At 58.6% G+C, this 19,308-nt stretch carries 17 protein-coding genes; all 17 read left to right on the top strand.

The features are described 5' to 3' along the window. Window positions 1-85 precede the first annotated feature (85 nt). The 17 genes from OX459_RS15740 to OX459_RS15660 all read left to right on the top strand — a co-directional run bounded on the left by OX459_RS15740 (window position 86) and on the right by OX459_RS15660 (window position 19,307). Window positions 86-1,759, top strand: a complete 1,674-nt coding sequence (locus OX459_RS15740) for a hypothetical protein (RefSeq protein ID WP_289905754.1) — start codon at window positions 86-88, stop codon at window positions 1,757-1,759. Window positions 1,760-1,766: 7 nt separating this feature from the next. Further along, entirely contained in the window at window positions 1,767-2,078 is a 312-nt protein-coding gene (locus tag OX459_RS15735; protein WP_289905753.1) for a DUF2523 family protein, read from the top strand. A gap of 3 nt (window positions 2,079-2,081) precedes the next feature. Beyond that, entirely contained in the window at window positions 2,082-3,194 is a 1,113-nt protein-coding gene (locus tag OX459_RS15730) for a zonular occludens toxin domain-containing protein (protein ID WP_289905752.1), read from the top strand. Window positions 3,195-3,208: 14 nt separating this feature from the next. Next, on the top strand, window positions 3,209-4,522 hold the full coding sequence (locus OX459_RS15725; RefSeq protein ID WP_289905751.1) for a type II secretory pathway protein: 1,314 nt from the start codon (window positions 3,209-3,211) through the stop codon (window positions 4,520-4,522). A gap of 343 nt (window positions 4,523-4,865) precedes the next feature. Beyond that, complete coding sequence (locus OX459_RS15720) at window positions 4,866-5,093, top strand: hypothetical protein (RefSeq protein WP_289905750.1); 228 nt, start codon at window positions 4,866-4,868, stop codon at window positions 5,091-5,093. A 306-nt stretch (window positions 5,094-5,399) separates the two neighbouring features. Next, window positions 5,400-6,881 carry a hypothetical protein gene (locus tag OX459_RS15715; protein WP_289905749.1) on the top strand — a complete coding sequence of 494 codons (1,482 nt, stop codon included), beginning with the start codon at window positions 5,400-5,402 and terminating at the stop codon, window positions 6,879-6,881. Between the two features lie 12 nt (window positions 6,882-6,893). Continuing rightward, window positions 6,894-7,826 (top strand): DNA adenine methylase, encoded by a 933-nt coding sequence (locus tag OX459_RS15710; RefSeq protein WP_289905748.1) that lies wholly within the window; start codon window positions 6,894-6,896, stop codon window positions 7,824-7,826. A 462-nt stretch (window positions 7,827-8,288) separates the two neighbouring features. Further along, on the top strand, window positions 8,289-9,317 hold the full coding sequence (locus OX459_RS15705) for a glycosyltransferase family 2 protein (protein ID WP_289905747.1): 1,029 nt from the start codon (window positions 8,289-8,291) through the stop codon (window positions 9,315-9,317). Between the two features lie 56 nt (window positions 9,318-9,373). After that, entirely contained in the window at window positions 9,374-9,925 is a 552-nt protein-coding gene (locus tag OX459_RS15700) for a dTDP-4-dehydrorhamnose 3,5-epimerase family protein (RefSeq protein ID WP_305056630.1), read from the top strand. 21 nt (window positions 9,926-9,946) lie between these two features. After that, entirely contained in the window at window positions 9,947-11,359 is a 1,413-nt protein-coding gene (locus OX459_RS15695) for an oligosaccharide flippase family protein (RefSeq protein WP_289905745.1), read from the top strand. A gap of 121 nt (window positions 11,360-11,480) precedes the next feature. Further along, on the top strand, window positions 11,481-11,999 hold the full coding sequence (locus OX459_RS15690) for a sigma-70 family RNA polymerase sigma factor (RefSeq protein WP_289905744.1): 519 nt from the start codon (window positions 11,481-11,483) through the stop codon (window positions 11,997-11,999). Between the two features lie 3 nt (window positions 12,000-12,002). Further along, a complete protein-coding gene (locus tag OX459_RS15685) occupies window positions 12,003-12,983 on the top strand; it encodes a FecR domain-containing protein (protein WP_289905743.1) in 981 nt (326 codons plus the stop codon). Between the two features lie 103 nt (window positions 12,984-13,086). After that, window positions 13,087-14,853 carry an ABC transporter ATP-binding protein gene (locus OX459_RS15680; protein ID WP_289905742.1) on the top strand — a complete coding sequence of 589 codons (1,767 nt, stop codon included), beginning with the start codon at window positions 13,087-13,089 and terminating at the stop codon, window positions 14,851-14,853. Beyond that, on the top strand, window positions 14,847-16,640 hold the full coding sequence (locus tag OX459_RS15675) for an ABC transporter ATP-binding protein (protein ID WP_289905741.1): 1,794 nt from the start codon (window positions 14,847-14,849) through the stop codon (window positions 16,638-16,640). The genes OX459_RS15680 and OX459_RS15675 overlap by 7 nt, the downstream gene beginning before the upstream one ends. After that, a complete protein-coding gene (locus OX459_RS15670) occupies window positions 16,637-17,593 on the top strand; it encodes an iron chelate uptake ABC transporter family permease subunit (protein WP_289905740.1) in 957 nt (318 codons plus the stop codon). The genes OX459_RS15675 and OX459_RS15670 overlap by 4 nt, the downstream gene beginning before the upstream one ends. Then, window positions 17,590-18,540 carry an iron chelate uptake ABC transporter family permease subunit gene (locus OX459_RS15665; RefSeq protein ID WP_289905739.1) on the top strand — a complete coding sequence of 317 codons (951 nt, stop codon included), beginning with the start codon at window positions 17,590-17,592 and terminating at the stop codon, window positions 18,538-18,540. Before OX459_RS15670 ends, OX459_RS15665 begins: the two co-directional genes overlap by 4 nt. Then, window positions 18,537-19,307, top strand: a complete 771-nt coding sequence (locus OX459_RS15660; protein WP_289905738.1) for an ATP-binding cassette domain-containing protein — start codon at window positions 18,537-18,539, stop codon at window positions 19,305-19,307. The genes OX459_RS15665 and OX459_RS15660 overlap by 4 nt, the downstream gene beginning before the upstream one ends. The last annotated feature ends 1 nt before the right edge of the window (window position 19,308 follow it).

Here is a 19,308-nt window from a genome sequence, read left to right as displayed (position 1 = left end):
TTTGGTATCTGATTATTTTCGCTTGGGGCATCGCCTGCGGCTGGGCGGTCATTAAAGGCATCGACAACAAATGAGGGATGCGATCGTGGGTGATTCGTTTAAGCGTAAGGTGCGTGCTTACGTAGCGTTGGTTTGTGTGTTCTGTATGCTGCTAATGCAACAACATGCCTATGCTCAAGCTGTTTTGGCCCCTGTGGAGAACTATGTGGTCAACAGGGCTGTGGGGGGCATCATTGCTAACAGAATTGCAGCAGCGAGAGGTGTTGCCGCGAATGATGCTGCGTGGTTAGCGACAGCCGTAAATGATCCAGTATATAAAGCCACGATGATGGGTGTTAGTCGAACAATGACAACGGCTAACGTTGCTTCTACCGTATTGGGAGTCGGCCTGGCCGTGGCCGGTGCGCCAGTGTGGTTGACCATTGCCGCGAGTCTGGGCGTGCTGGCGGTTGGTGCCGCTTTGGTCGCAGGTAATACGAAGATCGAGGTGATCACGAATGGGGCCATTAATCAATTGCGCGTTACACAGCCATCAATAGCAATCACCCCTCAACCATACTCTACGGGCTTGGCCGACATTGGATCAATGAAGTTGGGTTCTCAGGTTTACCGAGACGCATCTTGCTTTACGTCGGAAACCATTTGTATGTATTTCCCCCTTCTGCCATCGAATGTCAAATTCCCCTATCGTTGGAGGCCGCGCCCTTTCGATGGCGGTCAATGGGGTAAGTTATGGACTGTGGCTTATGATTTTGCAAGTTTTAAGCGATTTTATCTAGCAGATATGATGAGTGATGAGGTGTTCGATAATAGTTCGGAGATGTTGAGGGGTAAGTGTTATGAAGATGTCAAAACCATTGGTACGTGCACGTTGTCACGTATGTCAAGCTGGGACGTTGAACCTCGTTGGGAATTCAACGGTGTAGGTGTTGGCCGTTTGGTCGGATCAAGGCGCATTTCTTTCTGGGCTACGCCAGACAATCCTGTAGATAGCACTTATCCTAGTAGCCAAGGTGGCGGTCCCGCAGTCGAGATTACCGGTATTGTTGTTGACGAAGCAGAGAAGCCGTTTGTTGCGTCCAATCTTTCAGATGTTGTATCAGTATTGACGCCGGAGGCTTTGTCGCAACCCGTCAGTTCGCAGACATTGGCGAAGCTTACGGATGCTGCATGGCGCAGGGCTGCAGCGCAGCCAGATTACCAAGGACATCCTTACAGTGCCGCGTATCCTGTAACAGCGTACGACGCTACTACTTGGACTCAAGCTCATCCGGCCGACGCCCCTAAACTTGATGACCTATTGCGTCCTGCTAGTAATCCCACAACCTACCCTGATGGTGTGCCGATTTCGACAACGGTAGTTTATGTTCCCTCAACGCCAGGGACCTCTCCAGGCACCACTCCAGGAACAACCGTACCGAACGGCAATGTTAATGTTATCAATACCCCGAATGTAAACGTTGTGAATACTGTAAAGGTGGATTTCGGCACAGATCCCGGTGTAGCCGATCCAGCATTAGAGAATCCCCCGACAGGCGCGCAGATTCTTCAGCCTCTTACAAGTTTGTTCCCGGAGCTTCGTTCCTATCAAACACCTCAGCATATCGGGGCGTGTCCGAAGCCAGTGTTTGATGTGTTCGGCAAGACCATCGTGATGGATAGTCATTGCACTTTAGCGGAGCAGAACCGTACTGCTCTGGCGGCGCTCATGATGGCCGTCTGGATGCTGGTTGGCCTGTTTATTCTCCTTTCTGCGTGAGGTTCTTATGCCCGTCTTGTTTGGGATTTTCCTGTCGGCTCTCCGTACTGCTTTGGGATTTGTGTTCAGGTCCCTCGTCATCAAGTTCGTTGTGTTCTTTGCGCTCTTCTTTGTTGTCAAGGAGCTGGTAAATGTGCTTGTCAGTAGCAACCTTTATCCAGGAGCTACTCAGGTATCTGCCTTGTCCTCAGCGTTGTCCGGTATCCCTGAGTCGGTGTGGTACTTTCTCGATTTATTTTCGATATCGACCGGGTTATCTACCGTCATTTCGGCCTACGCGACACGGTTCATCATCCGTCGTATTCCTGTGATTGGATAATCCATGTCGATTAATGCGTACGTGGGCCTGCAAGGTTCAGGGAAATCTTACGAGTTTGTTTCCGGTCCAATGCTCGATGCCGTGATGACTGGTCGTCGTGTCATCACTAACGTGGCGGGTATTAACGAGGATCGTGTACATGAGTACTTGGTCAACTCGCGCGAAGCAAATCCCGCTAAGTTGGGTAGTATCGTGCATGTGTCGAATGAGCGCATCATGGAGCCATATTTTTTCCCCGACGAGGATAGACCCGAACTTGAGACCGTGGTGCGTGGCGGAGATTTGGTGGCGGTGGACGAAGCTTGGCGGTTTTGGGGGACGGACGGAGGTAAGCTGTCTCATGAACATATGCAATTTTTCCGCATGCATCGACATTACGTGCATCCAGACACGGCTATTGCATGTGATGTTGTGCTTATGACGCAGGACATCACTGGTTTGCACCGCTCGGTGAAGAATGTTATCGAGTTTGCTTTCCGTATGCAAAAGCACAAATCGCTGGGCTTCACGTCCCGTTACCGCGTTGAAATATACGAGGGCTGGAAGCTCAACGCGAAGACGCGTATTGACGATCGCCAGAAACGTTATAAAACCGAGATTTTTCCGCTATATCAGAGCTATACCGGTGGCAAAGGTATGGAAGCCGCTATCGACAAGCGGCAGAATATACTCGGCAATAAGACATTGTGGTTTTATGCGATTGGCACCGTCTTATGCATGACGGTTGGCGGTTGGTCTGCATGGAACTTCTTTCATCGCGATTCGTCCAGCGCTAAGGCACCAGTTACGCAGCAGCAGGCCCCTGGCATGATGGAGCAGTCCACGATTGGTCAGGTACAGTCGGTTGCGCATACATCACCTGAGGCGGTCTTCTCGGACAAGTGGCGTTATGTTGGTGAGTTTTCGTCCGAAGGAGAGTACTGGGTGCTGGTTGCTGATCCAGCTGGCCGGGTGCGCGTCGAATCGCCTTCGGCGTTTCATGGTATGGGTTTGTCAGTCATTGGAGATATTGATGGTGAACGTGTGGCTCGCTGGACTGGTGCTGTTGCTATCAAGAACGGCGTAGCTACGCAGTCTTCGCCTACTGTACGCGTTTTGCCGGAGGTGTCGAGGTGAGGAGCTTACTGTGTGTGTGCGCACTGATATTGCCGTTTTCTGTCAGTGCTGTTTCTCCCGCTAGGATGGCGCCGCCCCCCGATCAGATGATTCCGCTTGGTACCCAGCCGGTGCGTGATATCGTCAAGCCAGTTAAGGTGGATTTCAGTGGTTTGAGCGTGTCGCAGGTGGTTGCGGTGGTGTATGGTGAGATTATGTTACAGCCGTACGTGATTGATTCGGCCGTGTTGAAGGATGAGCGTGCGGTGTCGCTGCGCTTCGATGGTGCGAAGGGCGATATAAAGCGTTTCTGGCTCGATTTTCTTGATGCGATGGGCATGGAGGTGACGGTACGTGGTGGCGTTGACTACGTGGCAATGAAGCGTGTCGTTGAGCATAAGGATGCTGAGCCGCAACTGGAACCGTTTATCTATCGTACCAAGTACAGGTCTACCGCGTACCTTGTCGAGATGCTTTCACCACTGTTTCAACCTGGCGGTTTTGCCCTCAATCGTTCGGTGCGTGCTCTGGTCGGCGATAGGATCAATATTGGCTCGACGAGTGCCAGCTCTATTCCGTCGCATTCGGCGGCGTCGTTGATCGATCAGGAGAGTGACACACTCATTTTCAATGGTACTTCGAAGGAAATTGCCGTACTGGAGAAGTTACTGCCGAAGCTTGATATAGCGGCTGGTGAAGTGATTATCAAGGCTGTAGTGTACGAGGTCACGACCGGGCAGTCTGATGCCACGGCCTTTTCGTTGGCGGCAAATGTATTGGGTGGCAAGTTTGGTGTCTCGCTCGGTTCAATAGAACAGTTGGCCAACGCCTTGACGTTTCGCAGCGCAAATTTTGAGGCCGCGTTCTCGGCGCTGGCTGCTGACTCCCGTTTTAAGGCCGTTAGCAGTCCACGAGTGCGGGTCAAATCTGGTCAGCAGGCCCGTTTGGTTGTTGGCGCTGACGTGCCTACGCTGGGCGCGGTCACTGTGCCGCAAGGCGGTGCTCAACCCATCCAGTCTGTGGATTACCGTTCCTCTGGCGTGATTCTTTCGCTGTCCCCGACAGTGCGTGAGTCTTCCGTGGAAGTGGTGGTGGACCAGCAGATTAGCGACTTCGCTCGCACTGAGACAGGGGTCAATAATTCGCCAACGCTGACAAAGCGTTCTTTGTCTACGACAGTAACGGCGAGCGACGGGGAGCTGATTGTCCTCGGCGGGTTGATGCAGAACAAGAATAGTACCAGCACTTCGGGCCTATCTTTCCTCCCTAAATTCATGCGGACAGCAAGTGAAAGTGATAGCCGCACCGAAATTTTGTTGCTCTTGCAGGTATCTAAGTTGGTTTTGTAATTCGCTATAACTTCGGAGCTGGAAAAAAACGTCCTTCGGCGCACAATGAAGAACGGGCGTTTCGCCGCAGTATGTCGTGGCGAATGTGGGATTATCATGGAACGGTTGAGTGACGAATGGCTCAACGAAACGAGGATGGAAAATCGGCTCAATCCCTAGTGCCCCTAGGAATCTGAGTGTTTATGCGTGAATATTCTCGGCTTCGTCCGTTAAGGAACTTTGAGGACCTTTGCCGGGTTCGTCAACGACGATGTATTGCGAAAAGCTAACTGTTCGTGTTGACATCAAAGCGACTCAGACTATTGGAAATCGTTGATCCGGCCCAAGGACCCAAGGAAAATCAATGAAAACATATGTTCACCTGACTGACGCTGGTTTCATTGCCAAGATGAAAGATGGGCGTTGCTTCGAGCGTTTCGATTTGCTTGACTTGGCTCATGAGCTACACGCCGCTGGTGTAACTGCTGACGATGTGTCTTGCGGCGATTGGCGCGAGGGTGAGCATGTTTTGATGTCGGGCCAGCAGGTCGCCTTGAAATTTGAGTTGCGCCGACTTGGGTTGCGCGCATGATTATATTGTTTGATGTTGGCACTGACGTCGAGTTGCCCTTGAGTGTCAAACCCGAGCGGCTCTAGAGATCTGAGTGTTTATGCGTAAAAATTCCTCGGTACATCCGTCAATGGGACGTTGAATATCATATGCCGTGTGGCGGTTACTCAGAGTGATCTACCGAGTATTACGATGGCCGGCAGCGGGCGGGAATTGCTAGGGAGAAATTGATTTATTTGCTACCATTAATAAATCTTGAACAATTGATCTGTCGCAAGTTTGTCTGCGATGGCGCAAACTTCGCTATCCCTACCTGGAGTGACCAATATGCCCCTTACGCAAGCAGTATCCATTAGCGATCTTGTGCTTGACTTGAAGAATTTTCGCACTGTTGAGCAGGAAAACGAAAGCGAAGCTGTACAAGCAATGATTGCTGTTAGTCCAGACTACTTCTGGGGACTCATGGACAGCTTGATACAAGATGGCTACCTTCCTACTGAGAACATCATTGTTCTGCAAGTAAACGAGACGACCCGACTGGTCAAGGAAGGAAACCGGCGTATTGCGGCACTAAAAATTATTCATGGACTTATCAGTGTCTCGTCCTTGAGCTTTCCCACCACGATTCTTAGTCGAATTGCATCGCTTTCTGCTCAGTGGAAGGCGGAAAATCTGGAAGTTCCCTGCGCAATTTATCCGTTCACAGAGGCGGATACTGTGGATAGAATCGTAACTCTGACCCATGGCAAAGGTGAGAAGGCTGGACGAGATCAGTGGAATACAGTTGCGCGCGCTCGCCACAACCGAGATATGAATAGCGGGAGTGAACCTGCACTTGATCTTTTGGAAAAATACTTTAAGCATGCGACGAATCATACTCAGCAGCAAGTCGAACGATGGAGTGGTGATTACAGCTTGTCGGTTTTAGACGAGGCAATTAAGAAAGTCGCGGGTCGTTTTGGCGCATTAAATAGTCCGGATCTTGCTAAGATTTATCCATCAATTCAGTACAAGATTGTCCTTGATGACATTATTTTGGCTATTGGGCTGAAGACCTTAGGCTTCAAAAAGATACGAGCAATCACAGATTTCACGCTTGACTACGGAATGCCTGCGCCAACACCCACACCACTTCCGGGGGAGCCTGACCCAAGCGTCTCACCTCAAGGTGGCCCCGTTTCAGGTGGGCCAACGCCAGCCCCTGCTCCAGCACCAGGAACACAGGGTGGACAGGCAGCAGGTGGAGGCACGGCACAACCGGATGTCTCGGGTCTGCCACCTTCACCTGGCGCAGCTACGCCCACGGTGCCGACTCCAGGAAACGGGAAGGTCAGCACGACGCCCATAAACGATGAAAAATCCGTACGGCGAGCATTGAAGGCATTGAAAATTAGCGGGCAGAATCGTGCAAAGCTCGCTACTTTGCGGATCGAAGCTGGCAAACTCAAGCTGAAGGATAATCCAATTGCGTTTTGCTTTGTGCTGCGAAGTATGTTCGAGATCGCTGGCAAAGCCTATTGTGAGGATCATGCTGCAAACGGGGGACCTACTGCTAAAAAAGGAGGCGTAGACAAATCACTACTCAGTCTACTACGTGATATTACAACCCATTTGACTCAAAACAGTAGCGATCAAGCCATGCTTAAGGTGTTGCACGGAGCCTTGACGCAGCTTGCTAAGCCTGACGGAATTCTGTCAGTCACGTCGATGAACCAATTGGTGCATAACCCATCGTTTACAATTACGGAAAGTGATATTTGTTCGCTGTTCGGAAACGTATTTCCGTTGCTTCAAGAGATGAATAAATAGCAAGGATTTTTTATGGCACAGAACCGCACTCCGCTTCGCTATCCGGGCGGAAAACAACGATTGACCCCGTTCGTACGCGAAATTATCGCAGCTAATGGACTTGATGGGGGGCACTATGTTGAGCCATACGCGGGAGGAGCAGGTGTAGCAATGGAGTTGCTTGTGGATGGACACATCGCCCATGTTCATCTTAACGACTCTTCGGTTCCTATCTATGCATTCTGGAATTCGATTCTTAACCATACAGATGAGTTTTGCCAACGGATATCACGTGCGCTTGTTACCGTAGAGGAGTGGAAATTTCAACGTGACGTTATGCGTAATCCTACTGCTCATCCGGAGCTGGATGTTGGCTTCGCTACATTCTATTTGAACCGAACGAACAGGTCCGGAGTGCTTTCCGGGGGCGTGATTGGTGGACTGGATCAAACAGGGAAGTGGAAAATGGATGCGCGATTTCCACGAAATGATCTGATTAGGCGCATTGAACTCATAGGAACATTTCGTGACTCGATTACGTTGCGAAATTGGGACGCCGAACGGTTCATTACGGAGTACATTCCTACCTTGCCGGAAAACACGTTGGTCTACTGTGATCCACCCTATTTTGAAAAGGCCAGTAGACTGTATTTGAACCATTATGCGCCAGGTGACCACGAACGTATTGCTGAAATCATACAGGCCCAAGAAGGACGAAAGTGGATCGTTTCTTATGATGCTGTCGATCAAATCCTAGGGTACTATGGTCGCAGTCGAAAATTCTTGTACGAACTTCAGTACAATGCTGCCCGTGCCTATAAGGGTAATGAAGTTTTCATCTTTTCTAACAATGTTGTCGTTCCCCGAAATTCAGCACTTCCGTATATAGCGACGGCACTTAAGGCAAATACGCGTAAGCTTCACCAGCCGGCCGAAATTGCCCGTCAAGCTGCTAGACAACGTTAGCCTAGGACATGTGCAAGGTTCGAGTTGTCGAGCCACTATCAATGAGCATTACGTACTGAATGTACCTCCAGTATGTAATGGATCGTTTAGTGTGGTTTGGCAGCCGATATTCTGAACGTTTGCTGACCCTTTTTGAGGCAGCCGCAGCGTCCCGAGAGGGCGCTGGGTTTCGGCTGGCGTTCACGGGGAGCAGGTGCCCGAAGCCCCGTAAGGGGTGAGCCGGTAGGAGCCGGGCTGGTAAGCCTTGGCCGTATGCGGCCAACTCCGTATCCCGGTGAAGGTCTGCGAATCCGGCCACAAGCTGTCGATCTCCCCAACCGCACTTCGCGATGACATTTTGACTTGTTCTGGTAGGGACGATGAAAGTGGGTACACTGATGAGTATAAAGTTGACTTTGTGAGGAATTGTTTAATAAAAACAACGATCTTCATGGCAATTTCTGGTTTAACGTCTAAGGACAGATGCTTGCTGGCGAGCGCCAGCAACATACTGCATTCGTCCATTGCGAAATGCCGCTCAATGTATTTGAGCGGCATTTTTTGTTTGTCTATTTGAAAAGGCCTGCCATGCAGCCGGAGAAACAACCGCTCGTTTCCATTGTCATGGCCACGTATAACCGGAGCAATATCCTCGGGTACGCTATTCAGTCGGCACTCGCCAGCACCGTGCAGGATTGGGAACTGATTATTGTCGGCGATTGCTGCACCGACGATACCGCCGAGGTGGTCGCCGCGTTCGGCGACGCACGCATCCGCTTTGTGAATCTGGAAACCAATTACGGCGAACAGACGGGGCCCAACAATCTCGGCCTCAGCCTGGCACGCGGCACCTATCTGGCATTCCTGAACCACGACGACCTGTGGTTGCCCGATCATTTGCAAAGCAGTATTGAGGTCCTCGAGCGTACTGGGGCCGACCTGGTCTTTGATCAAGGGCTGGTGATCCAGTCAACCTGGAATCATATCGTCGGTGCCCTGGCTGGCGAGCTGCAGCCGTACCGGCCGTGGATGGATGTCCCAGCCAGCCTGTGGGTCATGCGACGCGAACTGGCGCTGCAGACCGGGCCATGGCAGCCGTCGTGGGAATTGCGCTGCTGGCCATCGCAAGCCTGGCTGCATCGCGCCTATCGTGCGAGACGGCAACTGGTTGCGAATCCGCGCTTGGGCGCCATCCTGATCCAGTCCGGCGGACGCAGCAATTCTTATCTGGACCGCCAACACAGCGAGCATGATTATTGGTGGGAGCAGATGCAGAATCAGGCGAATATTCTGCACGTGGTTGCAGCACTTTATGGCGCGCGGATCCATGAAAGGCACATCTCGCCCTCCCATTGTGCCGTGGACACCTTGAAGGCGGTGGCACGGCGTATCTTTTTATGGCTGCAATTATGGCCGCCACAACCGAGTTATTGGCTCAAGCATTGGCGTAAGGGATCGTTTTTACGTGAATTACGCCGCCGCCGGGGATTGAAGGACATGTCGCAGCGATAGATAATACGGTTGCAATACATAAGAGCATTTTAATAAAAATTCTAGGGGTAAATCTGGTGGTTGAGAAAGATAACTGGTTGTTGGTTGGCGCGAAGCAGGATGGTGTCAGTATTACTAAGGAATGGAAGCCGACAACGCCTTCTTTGATCGATGGCGTGATCTTTCAGGAAATCAAGCCTGTCTTGACGGCGTACGGTAGCCTGACTGAAATTTTTCGCACCGAATGGGTGCCTGATGCAACAGCGCAGATTGGCCAGATATTCGCCTCGACCCTGGAGCCGGGCGGACTGAGCGCCTGGCATGCGCATGCCATCACGACGGACCGCCTGTTCGTGGCGGCGGGCCAGATGCGCGTGGTGCTGTACGACGCGCGCGAGGATTCGCCCACCTTTGGCATGCTCAACGAATTCAAGCTGGGCACCAGGCGTCCCGGCCTGCTCGTCGTGCCGCCGCGCGTCTGGCATGGCGTGCAAAATTACTGCAGCACTCCTGCCATCCTCGTCAATGCGGTGGACCATGCGTATCGCTATGATGCGCCGGACCACTGGCGCGTACCGGCCGATTCGGACACGGTACCCTATCGCTTCTCCAACGACAGGCATGGCTGAGATGCCCGGCCCGGCTGAACGATGCGCCTGAACCGTCTCGCGGGTTTTTCAGCCGGCCCCATCTTGTCGCTGCTGTGCAGCCTGGCCACCGTTCCTGCCGTGGCCTGGCTGTTTCCACCTGCCGACATCGGCAAGCTGGATTTCTTCATGACCGCATGCACGGTGGCCGGTTTGTTGCTGTCGCTGGGGCTGGATAAGGCTTTCCTGCATGAATACCATTACAGCACCGCGCGTAGCGGCTTGCTGAAAGCGTGCCTGCTGCCGGCCGTGTTGCTCGCGCCAGTGGCGCTGGCCGTGATACTCGTGTTTGCCGCGCCCGTAGCGCAACTGTTATTTGATGTGGCGCAACCGGCACTGGCTGTCCTGTTCGCTGCCGGTATGCTGAGCGCCCTGGCCAATCGCCTGATCGCGCAGCTGTTCCGCATGCAGGAGCGCGCCTGGGTATTCAGCCTGGCGCAGGTATTGCCGAAAATGTCGCTGCTGTTGCTGCTGCCTGTCCTGTGGTGGGATCCGCAGCGCAATTTCGTGCACCTGGCAAGCTTGGTCGTGGCCACTACCTGGCTGGTCACGCTATGGCTGTTGTGGCATGCGCGCGTATCGCTGGCGCAAGCCTGGAACACCGCCGTGGACCGGGTGCTGCTGCGGCGCCTGCTTTCCGAGGCGGCGCCACTGCTGGTGAGCGGGATTTTTTATATGTTCATGTTGTCGGCTGGCATGGGCTTGCTGCGTTTCTTTGCCGGCTTTGACGAGCTCGGCATTTATGCGCTGGCCACGCGCGTGGCCGCCGGCGCCTGGCTGGTGCAATCGATTTTTACGATTGTCTGGGTACCGCAAGTACACAAATGGGCGGCGGCCGGCGGCGGCCTGTCGAATATTGCGGCCATTTGCCGCCATGCGCAGGCCATCGTGGTGGTGGGCTTTTGCCTGGCGGGCGCCCTGGCCTGGCTGATCGGCTGGGTCTTGCCTTCCAACTATCATGGCGTCGCGTACCTGGCGGTGGCCACCGTCGGCCAGCCGCTGTTGTATGCCCTGGCGGAAGTGACCGGCGTCGGCATCAATCTGGCCCGCCGTCCGGCATTTTCCATCGCCGCCTTTGCGGCCGGCTTGCTGGGCACCTTGCTGGCGGGCGCCGTGCTGGTGCCGCGCCATGGCGCCACGGGCGCCGCCGTGTCTCAACTGCTGGGCTTCCTCGTGTATTTCGTCGTCAAGACAGAGCTGGGCATGCGCGTCTGGCGTCCGCTGCCGCGCCGTTCGCTGTACCTGAGCACCGTCCTGCTGTCGCTGCTGGCAGCGGGCCACGCGGTTTTTGCCCAGCGCCTGGGGGTGCTTGCTCCGCTGGCGTGGGGCGTGCTGCTCGCTGCCGCACTGCACGTCTACCGGCCTTCGCTGTGGGCCGCTTTCAGGCTGTTCAGGCCCGTCCGGCAGCAGGGCTGAGGGCATTTGCTGCTCGTTGCCGTATTGCGTTTTCCTCGTCACTCCGCGTACAATGAGAATAATTCTCATTTATAATCCGATGCGCCTGTTCTTGCCGGCCGTTGGCGACAGGAAGGGTATCGTGAGCACCGCCGAGTTAGCGCTTCAGCAGCAAGTCAGCAGTCTGTACACCGACCACCATCACTGGCTGCGTGGCTTGCTGCGCCGTAAACTCGGCAATGCCTTCGATGCGGCCGACCTGGCGCACGATGTGTACCTGCACCTGATGAAGACGGGGCGCATGCCGCCGGCCGGGGAGTCGCGCCGTCACCTGACGCAGATCGCCAACGGCATGGTCATCGACCTGTACCGCCGCCGCCAGATCGAGGCTGCCTACCTGGAAGTGCTGGCCCTGGTGCCCGAGGCGCTGGCACCGTCCGAGGAAGAGCGCGCGCTGGTGATCGAGGCGCTGACGGAAATCGATGCGGTGCTGCACCAGTTGCCCGCCAAGGCGCGCAAGGCATTGCTGCTGTGCAAACTCGATGGCCTCAGCTATCGCGACATCGCCGCCGAATTGCAGGTGTCCGTCTCGTCCGTCGAAAAATACATCGCCGCCGGTTTGCTGGCCTGCTACCAGGCCATGCACGCGTCGGACGCCTGAGCCATGGAGGTGGTGATTGCGCCCGCCGTCGTGCAGCAGGCTGCCCAGTGGATGGCGCGCCTGTGGTCTGATGACGCCAGCGACGAAGACCGGGCTGCCTGTGCCCGCTGGTGCGCGGCCCATCCGCATCACGCCATCGCCTGGCAGCGTTTGCAAGCGTTCGAGGGCAAGCTGCACAGCGTGCCGCGCGATGCGGCCCGGCACGCGCTGCGCGAACCGGCGCCGGCCGCCTACCTGAACCGCCGTCGTGCCCTGAAGCTGCTGGCCGTGCTGCTGCCCGTGGGCGGCATGGCGTACATGCTGCGCGGCACGGATGCCTGGCAAGTGGCCACGGCCGGCCACGGCACGGCCACGGGCGAGATCCGCGAGATTACCTTGCCTGATGGTACGCGCGTGATGCTCGCTTCCGCTTCCGCCATCGACGTGCGCTTCGACGCCAGCGAGCGCTTGCTGATCCTGCGCAGCGGCGAAATCCTCGTCACCACGGCGCACGACCCGGACCCGGCACAGCGGCCGTTCCGCGTGCAGGGCCGCCACGGCACGGTGCAGGCGCTGGGCACGCGTTTTACCTTGCGACAAGACGAACACACGTCGCGCGTGGCCGTCTTCGAGGGCGCCGTCGAAATACGCCTCGCGCATGCGCCCGGCCACGCCGTGGGCATCGCCACGGGCTACAGCGCCATCTTCTCGGCCGACATCGTGCAATCGGCAGCACCCATGCCGGCCAGCGCGGCGGCCTGGACGAAGGGTGTGCTGGTGGCCGACAGCATGCGCCTGGACGAGCTGCTGGCGGAACTGGCCCGCTATCGCCCCGGCTTGCTGCGCTGCGACCCGGCCGTCGCCAGCCTGAGCGTCAACGGCGTGTTTTCCCTGCGAGACACGGACCGCGCGCTGCACAACCTGGCGCTGGCCTTGCCCGTACAAATCCTCGCGCGCACGCGCTACTGGGTGACGGTGCAAGCCATACCGCAGGCCGCTGCCTGACAATTTTCCGGGCCCGATTGAGGGTTTTGCATTCTCGTTCGGGATATAGGGTGAGAGCCACCCTTATTCATTGACCTTATGCACGTTTTTTCCCGTTTTTCCCATGCGTAGCCAACGCCGCGAGCCCGGCCCGATCAGTCGGATACTGCACCCCATCCGCGGACGCCTGATCGCCGCCGCCGTGCTGGCCGGCACGGGGTCCATGCTCACCCTGGTGCCCTTGGCGGGCATCGCGCAGATCGCGCAAATCGCCATGGCCCCCGCGCTGGCGCCGGGCGCTGTGTGGCAGATCATCGTCGCCAGCGTCGCCTGCCTGTTCCTCGGCATGGCCCTGATGTCGCTGGGAGAACTGGCCGCGCACCTGGCCGACAACCGCCTCACGCATCGATTGCGCCTGCAAGCCATGCAGCGCCTGGGACAGGTGCCGCTGGGCTGGTTCACCAGCCGGGCCTCGGGCGAGGTCAAGCAGGCGATGCAGGACGACATCAATACCCTGCACAGCCTCACGGCGCACTTCTATACGACAACGGGGCGCGCCGTGGGCGCCATCGCCATCTCCGTCGTGTATCTATTCGCCATGGATTGGCGCCTGGCCCTCATCGCCATCCTGCCGTTTCCCGGCTTCTTCCTGTTCTTCGGCCGCGCCATGAAAGCCAGCGGCGGCAACATGGAGCAATTCGTCGCCGGCATGGGGCGCATCAACAATGCCGTGGTGGAATTCGTCAACGGCATTCCCGTGGTCAAGGCGTTCGGCGCCACGGGACGCGCGCACGGCAACTACCGCACGGCCGTCGATGCGTTTGCCGAGGCGTTTGCCGCGTTTACCCGTCCGCTGGTCGGTTCCATGGCCAACGCCAACGCGCTGATCGCGCCCGTCGCCGTGCTGGGCGTGGTGGTGCTTGCCGGTACGGCTTTCGTGGCCCTGGGCTGGATGGCGCCCGTCGATATCCTGCCGTTCGCCCTCGTGGCGCCCGGCATTTCCGCGCCCATGCTGCTGCTGCATTACCTGACGCATGACCTCAACAACGCCACGGGGGCGGCCCAGCGCGTGCAAGCCTTGCTCGATACGCCCGTACTGGTGCAGCCCGCGCCGGAGCAGCAGCAGTTGCCCGACGGCACGGAGATCCGCCTGGAAGGCGTCGGCTATGCCTACGATGGACACAACAAGGTGCTGTCGGATATCACGCTCACCTTGCAGCCCGGCACGGTGACGGCCATCGTCGGCGCTTCCGGTTCCGGCAAGTCGACCCTGGCGCGGCTGCTGCTGCGCTTTTTCGACCCGACCGAGGGGCGCATCACCCTGGGCGGCGTCGACCTGCGGCACATCGCCACGCCCGAGCTGTACCGGCGCATCGGTTTCGTGCTGCAGGAAGTGCGCCTGATCCACGCCAGCGTGCGCGAGAACATCGCGCTGGGCCGGCCATCGGCCAGCATGCAAGAGATCGAACAGGCGGCGCGCCTGGCGAACATCCATGAACGCCTCCTGGCCTTGCCGCGCGGCTACGATTCCGTCATCGGCGAAGATGCGCAATTGTCCGGCGGCGAGTTGCAGCGCGTAAGCATCGCCCGCGCCGTGCTGCTCGATCCGTCCGTGCTGGTGCTCGATGAAGCGACGGCCGCGGCCGATGCGGAAAACGAGGTGGCGATCCAGGACGCGCTGTCGCGCTTTGCCCGGGACCGCACCCTGCTCATCATTGCGCACCGGCTCGACACGGTAATGCATGCCGACAACATCGTCGTCGTCGAGAACGGCGCCATCGTCGAACAGGGCAGCCATGCCGGCTTGCTCGCCGACAAGGGCCGCTATGCGCAACTGTGGGCGCTGGGCGGCTATCCGGATTTCCAGGAAGACGCGGTGCTCCCATGCTGAAAACATTCATTCAACTGCTGGGCGATGACGCGCCCGTGTTCCGCCGCTACTGTGCCATGGCGCTCGCGTATGGCGTGCTCAGCGGGCTGACCATCACGGCGCTGGTGCTGGCCCTGGGCCGCCTGTTGGGCGGCGACGTGGGCGGCGCGGCCCTGTGGCTGCTGGTGCTGCTGGCCGGGCTGGTCGCCTGCTGGGCCTGGCGGCGCCAGGTGGAAAAAGCCGGCGTGCGCGTGGGCGTGACGGTGCTGCAAGGGGCGCGCCAGCGCCTGGGCGACCACGTCGCGCGCCTGCCCGTGGGCTGGTTCACGCCGGACAACACGGCAAAACTGGGCCACGTCATCACGCAAGGCATGATGAATGTGGCCCAGCTGCCCGCCCACGTGTTGACGCCCGTCATCTGCGGCGCCGTCACGCCCGTCGTGATGGTCATCGCGCTGTTCGCGCTGCACTGGCAGCTGGGTCTCGTCGCGCTGCTGGCGCTGCCGCTGCTGGCCGGCGCCTTGCGGCTCACCGCGTACCTGGGCCAGCGTGCCGACGATGCCTATCACCACCATTTTGCCCAGACCAGCCAGCGCCTCGTTGAGTTTGCGCAAGCGCAATCCGTCTTGCGCGCATTCAATGGCAACGGCAGTGGTGCAGCTGACGGCGGCACGCGTTTCCTGCAGCAAGCGATCGATGCGCAGCGCCAGGCGGGCACGCGGCTCATTTACCTGTCTGCGCTGTCGTCCGTGCTCAACGCCTGGACCGTGCAAGCCATTTTCGCCGCCTTGCTGGCCGCCGCCGCGCTGTGGCTTGACAGCCTGGCGGGCGGTGCTGCCGGCGCGGGCGACGCCATCGCCGTCATCGTTGCCTTGCTGCTGGTGGTGCGCTTTGTCGACCCGCTGCAGGAAGTGGCCAGCTATGGCGAAGTGTTGCGCGGCGCGCGCGGTCCGCTCGACGCGGCGCGCGATATTTTCGCCGTGCAGCCGCTGCCGGAAGCAGACAAGCCGCAGGCGCCGCGCGATGGCGCCGTCGAATTGCGCGGCGTGGCTTTCCGCTATGCACAGGATCAGGCCGACGTCTTGACGGATATCAACCTGCGCATTGCGCCGGGCAGCATGACGGCGCTGATCGGCGCGTCCGGCTCCGGCAAGACGACCCTGGTGCGCCTGATTGCGCGCTTCTTTGACGCCAGCGCAGGCGCGGTGCTGGTGGGCGGCGTCGATGTGCGCGATATGTCCAGCGAGCAATTGGCTGGCCAGATCAGCCAGATATTCCAGGACAGTTATCTGTTCCAGGGCAGCATCGGCGACAACATTCGCATCGGCAAGCCCGGCGCCACAGATGCCGAGGTGCGGGAAGCGGCGCGCCAGGCGGGCGTGGCCGAGATCATCGCCCGCCTGCCGCAGGGACTCGATACCCTGGTCGGCGAGGGCGGCGCGCGCCTGTCCGGCGGCGAACGCCAGCGCATCGCGATTGCCCGCGCCCTGGTCAAGGATGCGCCGATTTTGCTGGTCGATGAGGCGACAGCCGCGCTCGACGCGGAAAACCAGGCGGCCATCGCCGAAGCGCTGGCGCGGCTGCGCGGCAAGCGCACGGTGATCGTCATCGCCCACCAGTTGTCGACGGTGGCCATGGCCGACCAGATCGTCGTGCTGGACGGTGGCGTGATCCGCGAGCAAGGCGCGCCAGCCACCTTGCGCGCGCAAGGCGGCCTGTACGCGCACTTCCTGGCCCAGCGCCAGGCGGCCAAGGGCTGGCGCATCGCCGCGCCCGCCCGCCAGGCTGGAACGGAGTCCCGCATTTGACACGCGCGCGTCTGTTTTTCGTCTTCTTCCTGCTGTGCTGCACGTCCTTGCTGGTCGGTGCGCGGCAGATGGAGTGGGCGCAGTTGTTGTCCTCGTCCGACGCGCTGTCCGCCGACGCTTGGCTGACCCTGACGGCCAGTCGGCTGCCCCGCCTGGCGGCGCTCGTGCTGACGGGCGTGGGCCTGTCCGTGTGCGGCGTCATCCTGCAGCACATCGTGCGCAACAAATTCGTCGAGCCGGCCACGTCGGGCGGTCTCGACGCGGCCAAGCTGGGCATTCTCGTGGCGCTCACCGTGGCGCCCGCGGCGGGCACGGCCGGCAAGATGGCGTTCGCGCTGGCCTTCTGTTTTGCCGCCAGCCTCGTGTATGTGGCCCTGATCCGCCGCATCCGCTTCAAGAATACGATACTCGTCCCCGTCATCGGCCTCGTGTATGGCGGCGTGCTGAGCGCCGTGGCCGAGTTTTATGCTTACCGCAACAACATCCTGCAAAGCATGCAGGGCTGGCTGCTGGGCGATTTCTCGAAGATCGTGCAGGGTAACTATGAAATCATTTATCTGATCCTGCCCATCGTTGCCCTCACGTATCTGTATGCGCAGCGTTTCACGGTATTGGGCATGGGCGAGGGCATGGCTACCAGCCTGGGCTTGAACTACGGGGGCACGGTGGCGCTGGGCCTGATGCTGGTGGCCGTCACGGTGGCGGCCACGGTGATCACGGTGGGGGCGATCCCGTTTGTCGGGCTGGCCATTCCCAACCTGGTGGCCTTGCGCTACGGCGACAAGCTGGACCGCACCCTGCCCATCGTCGCGCTGGGCGGCGCGTCGCTGCTGCTGGCCTGCGACATCGCCGGGCGCTTGTTGATCTATCCATTCGAAGTGCCCATCGGCCTGACGGCAGGGGGCGTGGGGGGCGTGCTGTTCCTCATGTTGATCATCCGGGGGCGGCGATGAGGCGCCGTTTGAACCAGCGCATGCTCTGGCTGGCCGCGTTGGCCCTGGCGCTCGCTTTCCTCTTCATCGGCGCAAATCTGGATTTCGATTACGTCATTCCCAAGCGCATGTCGCGCCTGGCCGCCATCGTCATCGGCGGCGTTTGCGTGGCCGTGTCGTCGATTGTGTTCCAGACCATCGCCGGCAACCGCATCCTGACGCCGGCCGTCATGGGTTACGAAGCCGTGTATTTGCTGCTGCAATCGCTGCTGATCCTCGCGATGGGCATGCACAGCGTCGTGCTGCTGGGGCAGAACGGCAATTTTGTCGTGTCGATCGCGCTGATGCTTGCGTATTCCTGGGCCATCCACTATTGGCTGTTTCGTGATGGAAAGAACAACGTGTATTTCCTGTTGCTGCTGGGATTCGTGCTGACGATGGTGATCGGCACATTTACCCAGTTCATCCAGTTGCGCATCAGTCCCGGTGAATTTGCCATCTTGCAAGGATTCAGCCAGGCCTCGTTCAACAAGGCGCAGCCCGTGCAGTTGCTGTACTCGGCCGTGCTGGCGAGCGCCGCTTGCGTGGCCGTGTTGAAAACCTTGCCGGCGCTCGACGTGCTGGCGCTGGGACGCGAACAGGCCATCTCGCTCGGTATCGATTACCGGCGCATGGTGCGGCTGCAGCTGGCGCTGATCGCCGTGCTGGTGGCGGTGTCGACGAGCTTGCTGGGACCGACGGCCTTCATGGGCATCTTTGTAGCGAACACGACTTACGCCCTGGCCCGCACGGCGCGCCATCGCGTCACCTTGCCGCTGGGCTGCGCCATCGCCATCGCCATCTTCCTGGCCGCCCAGTTGCTGGTCGAACACGTTTTCAATTACCGGACCACGGTTGGCATCCTCGTCAACCTGGTGTGTGGCGCGTACTTCCTCGCGCTCATGGTCCGCACCCGAGGTACAGCATGATCCACGTCAAACAGATTGAAAAAAACTACGGCGAAAAGCGCGTGCTGGCCAAGGTCAGCGCGCAGTTTCCCAGGGGGAAAGTGACATCCTTGATCGGCCCGAACGGCGCCGGCAAGACGACCTTGCTGATGCTCATCGCGCGCCTGCAGGAAGCGCATGGCGGCGAGATTACGATAGACGGGCGCAGCATTGCAGCCATCCAGATCCGGGACTATGCACGACTCGTGGCCACCCTGCGCCAGTCGCCCGATTTTCACTTGCGCCTGACGGTGGAAGAGCTGGTCGCCTTCGGCCGCTTTCCCTACAGCCGTGGCGCGTTGACCGAACAGGACCGGCAAGCCATCGATGACGCCATCGCCTTCCTGTCGTTGGAGCATCTGCGCCTGGCGTACGTCGATGAGTTGAGCGGCGGCCAGCGGCAGATGGCCTTCCTGGCCATGACAATCGCCCAGCAGACCGATATTCTGCTGCTCGACGAGCCGCTCAACAACCTCGACATGAAGCATGCCGTGCAAATCATGCGCGCGCTGCGGCGCCTGTGCGACGAGCAGGGCCGCACGGTGATCCTGGTGATCCACGACATCAATTTCGCCGCCAACTATTCGGACCACATCGTCGCCATGCAGGGCGGCGCCGTGCGCTTTTCCGGCCCCTCGCACGAGGTCGTGACGGAAGAGCGCTTGCGCGCGCTGTACGACATCGATTTTCACATCGTGCGCAACGAGCGCGGCTGCGTCTGCAATTACTTTACCCCCACAGGAGCTTGAG

It is taken from the genome of Janthinobacterium sp. SUN026 (assembly GCF_030397625.1).
Taxonomy (GTDB): domain Bacteria; phylum Pseudomonadota; class Gammaproteobacteria; order Burkholderiales; family Burkholderiaceae_D; genus Janthinobacterium; species Janthinobacterium kumbetense.
Note: the sequence above shows the minus strand (reverse complement) of the source record. Positions and strands in the feature narration are given on the sequence as shown.